Origin of the sequence: Butyricicoccus intestinisimiae (genome assembly GCF_018918345.1) — a bacterium.
In the GTDB taxonomy this organism is placed as follows: domain Bacteria; phylum Bacillota; class Clostridia; order Oscillospirales; family Butyricicoccaceae; genus Butyricicoccus_A; species Butyricicoccus_A intestinisimiae.
This window is the reverse complement of sequence record NZ_JAHLQI010000002.1, coordinates 26,462-40,279: the sequence shown is the minus strand read 5'-3', so window position 1 is coordinate 40,279 and position 13,818 is coordinate 26,462. Positions and strand designations below refer to the sequence as shown.

At 54.1% G+C, this 13,818-nt stretch carries 7 protein-coding genes; 5 read left to right on the top strand and 2 right to left on the bottom strand.

The features are described from left to right. Window positions 1–14: 14 nt before the first annotated feature. The gene (gltB, locus tag KQI75_RS03455; RefSeq protein WP_216469349.1) at window positions 15–4,565 is read right to left on the bottom strand and encodes a glutamate synthase large subunit; all 4,551 of its coding nucleotides are present in this window, start codon (window positions 4,563–4,565) and stop codon (window positions 15–17) included. A 551-nt stretch (window positions 4,566–5,116) separates the two neighbouring features. Between gltB and KQI75_RS03450 the strand changes: the two genes are divergently transcribed. The 4 genes from KQI75_RS03450 (at window position 5,117) to KQI75_RS03435 (ending at window position 11,718) form a co-directional block, all read left to right on the top strand. After that, on the top strand, window positions 5,117–7,198 hold the full coding sequence (locus KQI75_RS03450) for a glutamine synthetase III family protein (protein ID WP_216469348.1): 2,082 nt from the start codon (window positions 5,117–5,119) through the stop codon (window positions 7,196–7,198). Between the two features lie 114 nt (window positions 7,199–7,312). After that, window positions 7,313–9,013 carry an ammonium transporter gene (locus KQI75_RS03445; RefSeq protein WP_246566377.1) on the top strand — a complete coding sequence of 567 codons (1,701 nt, stop codon included), beginning with the start codon at window positions 7,313–7,315 and terminating at the stop codon, window positions 9,011–9,013. Window positions 9,014–9,144: 131 nt separating this feature from the next. Next, window positions 9,145–11,208 (top strand): ADP-ribosyltransferase-containing protein, encoded by a 2,064-nt coding sequence (locus tag KQI75_RS03440; RefSeq protein ID WP_216469347.1) that lies wholly within the window; start codon window positions 9,145–9,147, stop codon window positions 11,206–11,208. Window positions 11,209–11,358: 150 nt separating this feature from the next. Continuing rightward, window positions 11,359–11,718, top strand: a complete 360-nt coding sequence (locus tag KQI75_RS03435; RefSeq protein WP_216469346.1) for a hypothetical protein — start codon at window positions 11,359–11,361, stop codon at window positions 11,716–11,718. Window positions 11,719–11,773: 55 nt separating this feature from the next. On the opposite strand, the gene ilvA is transcribed toward KQI75_RS03435, so the two are convergent. Further along, the gene (gene ilvA, locus KQI75_RS03430) at window positions 11,774–12,985 is read right to left on the bottom strand and encodes a threonine ammonia-lyase (protein ID WP_216469345.1); all 1,212 of its coding nucleotides are present in this window, start codon (window positions 12,983–12,985) and stop codon (window positions 11,774–11,776) included. A gap of 150 nt (window positions 12,986–13,135) precedes the next feature. Here ilvA and KQI75_RS03425 point away from each other — a divergent pair, with 150 nt between their 5' ends. After that, the gene (locus KQI75_RS03425) at window positions 13,136–13,699 is read left to right on the top strand and encodes a FumA C-terminus/TtdB family hydratase beta subunit (RefSeq protein ID WP_216469343.1); all 564 of its coding nucleotides are present in this window, start codon (window positions 13,136–13,138) and stop codon (window positions 13,697–13,699) included. Window positions 13,700–13,818 lie beyond the last annotated feature (119 nt).

Here is a 13,818-nt window from a genome sequence, read left to right as displayed (position 1 = left end):
ATTCTCGTCCTCCTTTATCCGTTTACCGATGCGTAGAATGCATCAATTTCAGCCTGCTCGTGGCTCAGACCCTTTTCTTCCGACTTGGCGATTGCCTTCAGCATTCTGTTGTAGTCGTTTGGCATGATCTTCTTGAAGAACGGGATGTAGCTCTGGAAGTTGTCGAGGATTTCCTGACCCTTGCGGGAGCCGGTTGCAGCGACATGCTGCTCAATCAGGTTCTTCAATTCCTGAATGTCATGCTTCTCTCTCACGGTGGAGATGGTTACCATGGACTTGTTTGCACGCAGGTACAGATCGCGGTGCATATCCAGCACGTAAGCGATGCCGCCGGACATGCCTGCTGCGAAGTTCTTGCCGGTGGAACCGAGTACAACAACGCGGCCGCCGGTCATGTATTCACAGCCGTGATCGCCAACGCCTTCGACAACAGCGACAGCGCCGGAGTTACGAACACAGAAGCGTTCGCCGGCAACACCGGAGATAAATGCCTTGCCTGCGGTTGCGCCGTAGAAGGCAACGTTGCCGATGATGATGTTGTCCTCTGCGCGGAACTGGCTGCCCTTCGGCGGGTATACGATAATCTTGCCGCCGGACAGACCCTTGCCGATGTAGTCGTTGGAGTCGCCCTCCAGCTCCATCGTCAGGCCCTGCGGGATAAAGGCGCCGAACGACTGGCCGCCGCCGCCGTAGCACTTGATGCGGTAGGTGTCCTCCGGCAGGGAAGAGCCGTGCAGGCGGGTGATTTCACTGCCGAAGATGGTGCCGAGTGCGCGGTCTGTGGAGCTGATTTTCAGCTCGATGGACTGCGGCTTGCCGGACTTCAGGCTCTTGCCCATCTTCTTGAGGAATACAGATTCATCGACGGTCTGTTCCAGATGGAAATCATAGACATGCTTCGGGTCAAAATGACGCTCCGGTGCATCGACATACGGATTATCCAGAATCATGGACAGGTCTACCGTGTCTGCACGGCCGATGCGCATGTTCTTGCGGCGCTCCAGCTTGTCGCTGCGGCCGACCATCTCGTCGATGGTGCGGAAGCCCAGACCAGCCATGATTTCACGCAGCTGGCGGGCGATGAACAGCATGTAGTTCTGTACGTGCTCCGGCTTGCCCTGGAAGCGTGCGCGCAGCTTCGGGTTCTGGGTCGCAATGCCCATCGGGCAGGTGTCCAGATTGCACACACGCATCATCGCGCAGCCCATAGCAATCAGCGGGCCGGTGGCGAAGCCAAATTCCTCTGCGCCGAGCAGGCAGGCGATGGCAACATCGCGGCCGGTCATCAGCTTGGAGTCAGCCTCAATGACAACGCGGGAACGCAGACCGTTCTGAATCAGAGTCTGATGGGTTTCTGCAACGCCCAGCTCCCACGGCAGACCGGCATTGTGAATCGAGCTCTTCGGCGCTGCACCGGAACCGCCGTCATAGCCGGAAATCAGGATGACCTGTGCGCCGCCCTTGGCAACGCCTGCGGCAATCGTGCCGACACCGGCTTCGGATACCAGCTTGACGTTGATGCGCGCCTTTCTGTTGGCGTTCTTCAGGTCGTAAATCAGCTGTGCCAAATCCTCGATGGAGTAAATATCATGATGCGGCGGAGGAGAAATCAGCGCCACGCCCGGCGTGGAGAAACGCGTCTTGGCAACCCACGGGTAAACCTTCTTGCCCGGCAGGTGGCCGCCTTCGCCCGGCTTTGCGCCCTGTGCCATCTTGATCTGGATCTCGTCGCCGCTCATCAGGTACTGCGAGTTGACGCCGAAACGGCCGGATGCAACCTGTACGATGGAGCATGCGCGCTCTGTGCCGTAGCGGTCGGCAGGCTCGCCGCCCTCACCGGTGTTGGAGTGGCCGCCCAGACGGTTCATGGCGATGGCGAGACACTCATGTGCCTCTGCGGACAGACAGCCGTAGGACATAGCTGCGGTCTTGAAGCGCTTGACAATCTCATATTCGCTCTCGACTTCCTCAATCGGAATCGCCGTGCTCTCGTCAAACTTGAAGCTCATCAGGCCGCGCAGTGTGTGCGGGATGGCTGCATCGTCGACGGTCTCTGCATACTGCTGGTAAATGCTGTAGTCGCCGGTGCGAACAGCCTGCTGCAGCAGCGCAATGGTCTTTGGATTGTACAGATGATCCTCACAGCCGATGCCTGCGCGGTACTTGTGCGTGCCGGGGGAGTCGAGCGTGGTGTCAATGGCCAGACCCAGCGGGTCAAACGCATGGTTGTGGCGGAATTCGACAACCTCGCCGATTTCCTCCAGACCGATGCCGCCAACGCGAGAAACGGTGTTGGTGAAGTACTCGTCAATGACCTCCTGCTTGATGCCGATTGCCTCGAAAATCTGTGCGGACTGATAGGACTGGATGGTCGAGATACCCATCTTAGATGCAATCTTGACGATGCCCTTGAGCACAGCCTTGTTGTACGAGTCGATGGCAACCGAAACTTCCTTGTCGAGCAGACGCTTTTCAACCAGCTCTGCGATGCACTCCTGTGCCAGATACGGGTTGACGGCGGATGCACCGTAGCCGAGCAGCGTAGCGAAATGATGTACTTCACGCGGCTCTGCGGTCTCCACGATGACGGAAAGGGAGGTGCTCTTTTTGGTGCGCACCAGATACTGCTGCAGGGCAGAGACAGCGAGCAGGGACGGAATCGCAACATGGTTCTCGTCTACGCCGCGGTCGGACAGAATCAGGATGTTTGCGCCGTTGCGGTATGCGCGGTCTGCGGTCACAAACATGCGGTCAATGGCGCGCTTGAGTGGGGTGTTTTTATAATACAGCATGGAAATCGTCTGAACCTTAAAGCCCGGCTTATCCATGTTTTTGATCTTCATCAGGTCGATGTCGGTCAGAATCGGGTTCTGAATGCGCAGCATGCTGCAATTTTCTGCATTTTCGCTGAGCAGGTTGCCGTCATGGCCGAGATATACGGCGGTATCCGTGACAATTTCCTCGCGGATGGCGTCAATCGGCGGGTTGGTAACCTGTGCGAACAGCTGCTTGAAGTAGCTGAACAGCGGCTGATGCTTCTCGGACAGCACGGCAAGCGGAATGTCGACGCCCATTGCGGCGGTCGGCTCTGCGCCGGTCTGTGCCATCTGCAAAATCGAATCCTTGACCTCCTCGTAGGTGTAGCCGAACGCCTTGTACAGGCGGTCGCGCTCCTCACCGGAATAGCGGCGGATGTGATGGTTCGGAATCGGCAGATCCTTGAGCATGAGCAGGCTCTGATCCAGCCACTCGCCGTACGGCTGACGGGTTGCATACTGCTCCTTCAGCTCGTCATCGTCAATCAGACGGCCGGAAACCGTATCAACCAGCAGCATTTTGCCCGGCTGCAAGCGGGACTTGACGGCAATCTTTTCCGGCTCCAGCTCCAGCACGCCGACCTCAGAGGACAGAATCAGCTGATCATCCGTGGTGACGTAGTAGCGGGACGGACGCAGGCCGTTTCGGTCGAGCACAGCGCCCATGACATCGCCGTCGGTAAAGATAATGGATGCCGGACCGTCCCACGGCTCCATCATGGTTGCGTAGTAGCGGTAGAAGTCCAGCTTCTCGCGCGGCATGTTCTTGTTGTTCGACCACGGCTCCGGAATGCAGATCATCACTGCCATCGGAAGCTCCATGCCGTTCATGACGAGGAACTCCAGCGTGTTGTCCAGACGGGCGGAGTCAGAACCTGCCGGATTGACAACCGGATAGACCTTGTCGAGATCCTCCTCGCTCATGACATCGGATTCCATCGTCTCCTCGCGGGCGAGCATGCGGTCCGCGTTGCCGCGAATCGTGTTGATTTCGCCGTTGTGCAGGATGAAGCGGTTCGGATGTGCGCGCTCCCAGGACGGGTTGGTGTTGGTGGAGAAACGGGAATGTACCATCGCAATGGCGGACTTGTAATCCTCATCCAGCAGGTCGCAGTAGAAGTTGCGCAGCTGGCCGACCAAAAACATGCCCTTATATACAATGGTGCGGCTGGAGAACGAAACGACATAGGTGTTGTCGTTGGACTGCTCAAAGACGCGGCGCGCCACGTACAGCTTGCGGTCAAAATCCAGACCCTTATTTACGTTCTTCGGGCGGGCAACGAAGCCCTGCTCGATGTACGGCATACAGGCGAGTGCCTTGTTGCCCAGAACGTCCGGATTGATGGGCACGGTGCGCCAGCCGAGGAACTCCATGCCCTCTTTTTCGATGATGACCTCGAACATCTTCTTTGCCTGCGAACGCTTGAGCGTATCCTGCGGGAAGAAGAACATCGCGATGCCGTAATCGCGCTCTTCGCCAATCTGGATGCCGGCCTGCGCGGCAGCCTTGGTGAAGAAGTTGTGGGAAATCTGCAGCATGATGCCGACGCCGTCACCGGTCTTGCCCTCGGCGTCCTTGCCGGCGCGGTGCTCCAGCTTCTCTACAATAGACAGCGCATTGTCCACCGTCTGGTGCGTTTTTCTGCCCTTGATATCGACGACTGCGCCGATGCCGCAGGCATCATGCTCATACCGCGGATCGTATAGACCGCGGGCAGGCATTGTAGTTTCAGTTCTGATCTCGTTCATGAAATACAATTCCTCCTCAAAAACCTTCACATGTATCATATATAATGTATAGCGGATGATATTCTCTCGGCGTTTTGCAACTTTATTTGGTTCATCTTTCACGACATCGTGCAAAATAACCGGAAAAAAGCAAAAAAGCGCTCATTCCAAAATAAATACTACACCAAAAGTGGTAAAAGTAGTACTTACTTTGGAATGAACGCCTTTGTTCATGTAACATATTCTATAATAAATGCAGGAATCCGTCAAGCATCCTGCAAAAAAATCTTACCCGCTTTTTCGATTTCATACAACTTGCATAGAAAGGTTACTTAAAAAGAAGAAGGACTGGGCAAAATGTAAAAGTTGCCGTATCGCGCAGAAAAGTTTGAAAAATTAGTTGACACGCGCTAAATCACGGTCTATAATAGACATCGTAAACAGCAACGGCGCTGTGGATGTTATGTCCGCGGCGCCTATTTTTTATACTCAGCAGGAGTAAAAAAGCATACGCTTGAGTAAGTTTGTTTGAGATCTTTTTTTAGATACACTGCATGGAGGTGCGTTGTACAATGATTAATGTCCCGGAAATTTTCGGCGAGAACGTGTTTAACGAAAATGTAATGCGCGAGAAGCTGCCGAAGGAAGTATTTAAGAAGCTCATGAAGACCATCGAATTGGGTGCTTCCCTCGATGTCAGCATTGCAAACGTTGTTGCAAACGCAATGAAGGATTGGGCTGTTGACAAGGGCGCAACCCATTACACCCATTGGTTCCAGCCGATGACCGGTGTGACCGCTGAGAAGCATGACTCCTTTATCAGCCCGACGGCAGGCGGCAACGTCATCATGTCGTTCAGCGGCAAGGAGCTGATTCAGGGCGAGCCGGACGCATCTTCTTTCCCGTCCGGCGGTCTGCGTGCAACGTTTGAGGCGCGCGGCTACACGGCATGGGATCCGAGCTCCTACGCATTTGTCAAGGACGGCACGCTGTACATTCCGACCGCGTTCTGTTCCTACACCGGCGAGGTGCTGGATAAGAAGACCCCGCTGCTGCGTTCCATGGACGCCATCAGCAAGCAGGCATGCCGCATTCTCAAGCTGTTCGGCAAGAATGTAGAGCGCGTCACCACGACGGTAGGTCCGGAGCAGGAGTACTTCCTCGTAGATAAGAAGTATTACGACCAGCGCAAGGATCTGATCTTTACCGGCCGCACCCTGTTCGGCGCAATGAGCCCGAAGGGTCAGGAGATGGATGACCACTACTTCGGCACCATCAAGCCGCGCGTTGCAGCGTTCATGGCTGATTTGGACGAGGAGCTGTGGAAGTACGGCATTCTGGCAAAGACCAAGCACAACGAAGTTGCTCCGGCACAGCACGAGATTGCACCGATCTTCTCTACCACCAACACCGCAACCGACAACAACCAGCTGGTTATGGACGTTGCCAAGAAGGTCGCTCTCCAGCACGGCATGGTTTGCCTGCTGCATGAGAAGCCGTTTGACGGCGTAAACGGCTCCGGCAAGCACAACAACTGGTCGATGTCCACCAATCAGGGCGAGAACCTGCTGAACCCGGGCAATGATCCGAAGGAAAATGCACAGTTCATGCTGATTCTGACCGCAGTTATCTCTGCTGTAGATAAGTATGCAAAGCTGATGCGTATTTCTGTAGCATCCGCAGGCAACGATCATCGTTTGGGTGCAAACGAAGCACCTCCGGCAATCGTTTCCGTATTCCTCGGCGATGAGCTGCAGAGCATTGTCGATGATATCATCGCAGGCACCCACACCGCAGGCACAGGCTCCGCAAAGATTCAGCTGGGCGTTACCACCCTGCCGGTATTCTCCAAGGACAACACCGACCGCAACAGAACCTCTCCGTTTGCCTTCACCGGCAACCGTTTCGAGTTCCGTATGCCGGGTTCCTCTCAGAACATTGCCTGCATCAACATGATGCTGAATACCGCTGTTGCAGATGTATTCAAGAGATATGCTGATGAACTGGAAGGCGCAGAGGACTTTGACGCAGCCCTCAATGCACTGGTTAAGCGCGAGCTGACCGCACATCAGCGCGTCATCTTCAACGGCAACGGCTATGATGACAGCTGGGTAGCAGAGGCTGAGAAGCGCGGCCTGCCGAACCTGAAGAGCACGCCGGAAGCACTGGCTTGCTACGATGAGTTCGTTGATGTCTTTGAGGGAACTGGCGTTCTGAGCGAGACCGAGCTGCTGTCCCGTAAGGAAATCCTGCTGGAGGAGTACGCAAAGCTCATCAAGATCGAGTCCCGCACCATGGTAGACATGGCAAAGAAGGACATTCTGCCGGCAGTTGGCTCTTACACCAAGGAGCTGTCCGAGATCGCCTGCAACAAGAAGCAGCTGGGTCTGGATGCGGCTCTGGAAATCAAGGAGCTGGAGAAGCTGTCTGCACTGGCTTCTGACACCTATGACAAGATCGAGGTGCTGTCCGCTGCCATTGCAGGTGCTGCTGCGGTAGAGGGCGTACAGGAAGCTGCTGACTATCAGCACGACACCGTCATTCCGGCTATGGAGCAGCTGCGCACCGTCGCAGACGAGCTGGAAGTAAACACCGCTGCAAAGTACTGGCCGTTCCCGGCATATGACAAGCTGCTGTTTGGTGTAAACTGCTAATCTCTGTACAATTTCATTATCATCGTACACAAAGACGTGTATGCCAATCCCGAACAGGGGGCGGTGTACACGTCTTTTTTTGTTTCACAACACACATTGGAGGTATAATACGATATGGATACCACGAACATTATGGCGATATTGGCAGACCATGCCTCTGCCATAGACACGTCCTGGACGCTGCTCGGCGCGGCGCTCGTATTCTTTATGCAGGCAGGCTTTGCGATGGTGGAAACCGGCTTCACCCGTTCCAAGAATGCCGGCAACATCATTATGAAAAACCTGATGGACTTTTCGCTCGGCACACCGATTTATTGGCTGATTGGCTTTGGCATCATGTTCGGCGGCACCGGCGCACTCATCGGCGGCTTTGACTTCATGACCAACGGCGGCGAGGGCGGCTTCACCACCCTGATTTTCCAGACCGTGTTCTGTGCAACCGCAGCGACCATCGTTTCCGGTGCCATGGCAGAGCGAACCAAGTTCAGCTCTTACTGCATCTATTCCATGGTCATCAGTGCAGTCATTTATCCAATTTCCGGCCACTGGATTTGGGGCGGCGGCTGGCTGTCTCAGCTCGGCTTCCATGACTTTGCCGGCTCCACCGCTGTACACATGGTCGGCGGCGTAGCTGCTCTGGTCGGCGCTGCATTCCTTGGCCCGCGTATCGGCAAGTATGACAAGAACGGCAAGCCGAAGGCAATTCCGGGTCATTCTCTGACGCTGGGCGCACTGGGTGTATTCATCCTGTGGTTCTGCTGGTTCGGATTCAACGGTGCATCCACTGTTGCCATGACCAACGGCGCATATGAGTCCGCCGCTTCCGTTTACGTTACCACCAACATGGCTGCCGCTGTTGCAACCGTTACGGTTATGTGCATCACTTGGATTCGCTACGGCAAGCCGGATGTATCCATGACACTGAACGGCTCTCTGGCAGGTCTGGTAGCCATCACTGCGGGCTGTGACATGGTCACCCCGCTCGGCGCAGCCATCATCGGCATCTGTGCAGGCTTCGCTGTTGTATTCGGCATTGAATTTGTAGAAAAAGTTCTCAAGATTGACGATCCGGTTGGCGCTGTCGGCGTACACGGCGTAAACGGTGCTCTGGGCACCCTGCTGACCGGCCTGCTCGCAAAGGATCAGGGTCTGTTCTATGGTCACGGCGCACACTTCTTCCTTGTGCAGCTGCTCGGCGTGGTTTGCGTCATCGCTTGGGTTGCTGTCACCATGACCATTGTATTCTTTATCATCAAGCACACCATCGGTCTGCGCGTATCCGAAGAAGAAGAAATTCGCGGTTTGGACGTCATGGAGCACGGTCTGACCTCTGCTTACGCAGACTTCATGCCGATTCCGACCGTCAACGGCTTCTATAAGGAGGCAAAGAACGAGCAGACGGTTCCGGTGGAACAGGCTGTTCCGGCTACAGAAGTTCCGTCTACCGGCGCAGACGGACACAAGCTGTCCAAGGTCGTTGTCATTTGCCGTCAGTCGCGTCTGGAGGTTCTGCGCGATGCGCTGGAAGAAATCGGCGTGGCTGGTCTGACCGTGACCAATGTACTTGGCTGCGGCGTAGAGAAGGGCGCAACCGAGTATTACCGCGGCGTTGCCGTCAGCACGAGCCTGCGTCCAAAGACAAAGGTAGAAATGGTTGTCAGCAAGGTTCCGGTAGAACAGGTTGTCGACACCTGCCGCAAGGTGCTGTACACCGGTCATATCGGCGACGGCAAAATCTTTATCTATGACGTACAGAACGTCATCAAGGTTCGTACCGGTGCAGTCGGCTATGACGCCCTGCAGTACGAAGAATAATTGGCAATCCCTCAATCAATCCTTTATACATGTTCAGAGGAAAGACCCGCGCAGCTGTGCGCGGGTCTTTTCCGCTCTGTATTTGATACAAAATTAGCGTAATTGCGGCGGATTACGCGGCAAACGAACTCATGACGGATCCGGAGAGCATTCAGGCATTTGTCAACAGCAAGCCCAAGGCGGCGCGCTCGTTCTGGCAAAAGCTGCGCAATGCATTTAAGCAGCTGCGCAAGAAGATTGACGGCACATCTGCAGCAGAAAAGAAAATCCTGCGGCGCATGTCTACCGCAGAACGGCTGTGGGCAGACGCTTTTCAGGCGGCATCCGAACGCGCCAACGGCGTGCAGCAGACGAGCAGCAAGCGCGTAAAAACCAAGGCGCGCAAGCCGGAAACAACGAAGAGTTTGACGAAAAAAAGCCGGCAGAACATGAGATATTCGGCAAAGAAAAAGACTGCCGATGGCGGCAGTCTATATGACTATACGAAATCTTTTGCCCAGCAGATTGACGACTGGATTGCCGGAAACTTTCCTGCAAAAGATAACCTGATGATTGGCGGAACGCCGCAGGTATTTCAGGATATTGGTTTTAATGCACTTCCGATGACGATAGATCAAACACATGTTGACTATGCGCTCAACGGAACGAAGAATGTAAACCATACAATTGGCGAGAAAATGCTAAAGCAATTGCCGCAAGCAATTCAACATCCGGTTGCGGTTATCACATCGGCAACACAAACAAATACCAGTGTTGTTGCACTGCTGCCGTTTACGCACAACGGGAACACCGTCATTGCACCGGTTGTCATTGATGGGTATGCAAAGCAGAATAACGTTTTGCTGGACAGCAATGCAGTGACAAGCATCCACGGGAGAAACAACGCTGTCACCAAGTTGCTGGCAAATGCGTTGAACGATTATACCAATGGACAAAACACCTTGTTTTACTGGAATAAAAAACAAGCCATCGCGCTGTTGCAGAAGACAAGGGTCGTAATGCCCAAGGATTCTGCACAAATACACGATGGCTATATAGCTAGTATACGTGATGTCGGTTCTCCTGTCAAGCCGAAATTGAAAAATGTTACGGAATCCGTGCAGTTCAAAAGATGGTTTGGCAACTGGATAGGGAATCCCGAGAAAGCAAGCAAAATTGTGAATGCGGATGGTTCTCCGAAAATTATGTATCACCAAACGGATGCAGACTTCTCGGTGTTCCGCACGGAAAGCACGGGAGCAGGACGCGGTGACGCTATTCTGCCGGACGGTGCATTCTTCAAATCCTCTGATACAGATATTGGGGTGTCCGGTCAAAAGCAGATGCAGGTATATCTCAATGTTCGCAACCCGCTGAGACTGAAGGATCGCGCGTCCGCGCAGGCATATTGGGAAAAGCATGTTGCAGGATATAAAGAACTGATGCAGGAATCGCAGCGAGTGGACGCGCTGTACAAACTGCGGATGGAGCGGGCAGAAGCGGAAGAAGATGCGCGGTATGCAGAACTTTGGCAGCAGTGGAAAAACGGCGAGATTTCAGAGGAACAGTACCAGAGCGGTATTGAAGAAGATGTCAGCGAAAAAATTCTCCAAGAATGGAAACAGGAAGAGCAGCGCATCACGCAGCAGGCAAAACAGCTGCTGAATGATTACATGCACAACAGCAAGTATGACGGAATCATACTCGCCCAAGATGAGGGCAGTTTTGGCAGAAGCACGGATTCTGTTATTGCATTCTCTCCAAATCAGGTAAAATCCGCAACGGATAATGTCGGTACATTTGACAGAGGAAATGCGGATATTCGGTATTCCGTGAAGCCTCGCAGTGCAGAAAGCTATGAATCTGAGATTGAACGACTGAAGAAGCAGCGGGACGAAGCCAAGCGGCAGATAAAACTCTCTAAGTATCAGCAGGTATCCCCTGCCGGTATCAAGCGCATGGCGCAAGACCTGCTTGCGGAATATCGCTCCACAGCGAATGCAGAAGAACTGAGCGACACACTGCAAACACTGTATAACATTCTGCACAGGCGACCGGAATTGATTGATACAAACGGTGCGTATAGCTTTGCGGAATCCGCAGCGGAGTTGATTTTGGACGACTTTATTGGGACAAAGAAAAAGCCACTACGCTGTTACGGAGAGCAAGGGTCGCAATGCCCAAGACGTCCGCACAAGCGCGTAGTGGCTATATAGCTAGTATACGCGACGAGAACTCTCCTGTCAAGGCTCGTTATTCTAGCATGAAATCTCGCAGTGCGCGGAGCTAGGCTGTGTTTTTTAGTCGGTATAAAAATTGCGTGTTTTGGAAAACTAGAGGCAAATAAGCCTTTGGAGGTAATACGCATGAAAAAAAGATGGGGCATGATGGGCGCGTCCGTTTGTTTGCTGGCACTGCTGCTCACCGGCTGCGGCATGTCGAATACAGCGGCGGATCAGAACACAACGACAGAAACAGAGACCCAGACGCGCACCGATACCGGTTCCGGCTCCGGATGGGTAGATGAAAACGGCGATGGCATTATCGGCAACGATGGCACCGGCTATACCGAGGATAGCGGTTCTGTCACAGACGATGTGGAGAGCGCGGCGGATGATTTGGGGCGTGCCGTTGAAAACGGTGCGGAAGATGTCACAGACGGCGTTGTCGGAGACACACAGACGGATCGCACGACGACAGACAAAAATACAACGACAAAGCGATAAGAAAAAAGCGGCAGCTGAGAATTCAGCCGCCGCTTTTGGGTATATAATAAAAATTTTATTCTGCGCCGACCGTGCAGATGTAGCCTGCGCTGTTGATGGCCTTCTGCAGAGCCTGACCTTGCTCCTTGCCGCCGACCTCGCAGACCACGTGAACAATGGCCTCGTTGATGTCGAGGTTTGCATTGACGCGGTCATGCTGGAACATGATGATGTTCGCATTCTGCTCGGCAATGATGCCGGCCAGACGCTCCAGAGAACCCGGTACATCCGGCATGATGACGTTGAACTTCATGTGGCGGTAACGGGTAACCAGTCCCTTCTCAACGATACGGTGGATGAAGCTCACGTCAATGTTGCCGCCGGACAGGACACAAGCGACCTTCTTGCCTGCGAAATCGCGCTTGCCTGCGAGCAGTGCCGCCAGAGAGGAGGCGCCTGCCGGCTCTACGACCTGCTTGGTGCGCTCGAGCAGCATCAGAATGGTAGCAGCGATGTCGTCATCGGATACCGTCACCATGTCGTCGACGAAGGTGTTGATGTGCTCCATGGTCTTGGTGCCCGGGCACTTGACGGCGATGCCGTCCGCAATCGTGTGCACGGCATCGCTGGCAAGGATGCTGTCCTGATGGAAGGAGTTGACGATTGCCGGTGCACCCTCTGCCTGTACGCCGATGACCTCAATGCGCGGGTTGATCTGCTTGACGCAGGCAGCCACACCGGACAGCAGTCCGCCGCCGCCTGCCGGAACCAAAATCATGTCGACAGCCGGCTGGTCGCGCAGGATTTCCATGCCGATGGTGCCCTGACCTGCCATGACGTCCTCGTCATCAAACGGATGAATAAAGGTCGCGCCGGTTTCCTCTACGATTTCCATTGCCTTGGCATAGGCGTCATCGTAGCACGAACCGGACAGCACGACGTTCGCGCCGTAGCCCTTGGTTGCGGATACCTTGGCAATCGGGGTGGAACGCGGCATACAGATGGTAGCCGGAATGCCGATCTGTCTTGCGGCAAACGCAACGCCCTGCGCGTGGTTGCCTGCGGAAGAAGCGATGACAGACTTGAGTCCGCCTGCCTCGTACAGCTTCATGATTTTGTTGTATGCGCCGCGCACCTTGAAGGAGCCGGTTTTCTGCTGGTTTTCGCACTTCAGAAAGACTTCTGCGCCGGTCATGCCGGAGAAGGTTGTCGAAGAGGAGAGCGGGATATTGTGAACGACCGGCTGCAGACGCTGCGCGGCTTCGTCGATGTCTTTGATGGTAATCATTGGTAGTCATTTCCTCCTGTTTGCTTGTTTTTTTCGATTCTGTTTCATTGTATCATTCCTATATGAGGAATTCAAGGGATTTGGTTGTATTTCAAAAACTTCCCTGCTATAATAAAATGAGAATAAAATAATAGGAAATGAGGTTATTCCATGGCACATTACGACTTAAAAACATCGCAGCTGCGCGACTACGTTGGGGTACTCAAGGCAGGCGACACGGTGTCCCTGACGGGAACCGTTTACACCGCACGCGATGCGGCGCATAAAAAGATTCTGGCAGCATTGGAAAACGGGGAGCAGGTACCGTTTGATATTCAGGATTCTGTCGTATACTATGCGGGTCCGACGCCGGCAAAGCCGGGACAGGTCATCGGCTCCTGCGGTCCGACCACTTCCGGCCGTATGGATCCGTTCTCTCCGACGCTCATCGAAAAGGGTCAGGTATGCATGATTGGCAAGGGTGTGCGCAACCAGAAGGTGCACGATGCCATGCAGAAGTACGGCTGTGTCTATATGGTGGCAATCGGCGGCGCGGGCGCTGTCATTGCGGACTCCGTCAAGTCCCTCGAAGTCGTTGCCTATGACGAGCTGGGCTGCGAGTCGGTCAAGCGCCTGACTGTGGAAAACTTTCCGGCAATCGTGTCGATGGACGCGCAGGGCGGCAGCCTGTATGCAACCGGCATTGCACAGTTCCGCACGGCGGACAAAGATTGATAAAATTTTATCGAAATTTTGCGTGAAAACTTGTGGAAATGGACATGATTCGGGCAATATCGCCGCAAGTTGATAAACAATGAATCAAAAAAGTCAAAGTAATTGCTCAATGAAGGAAT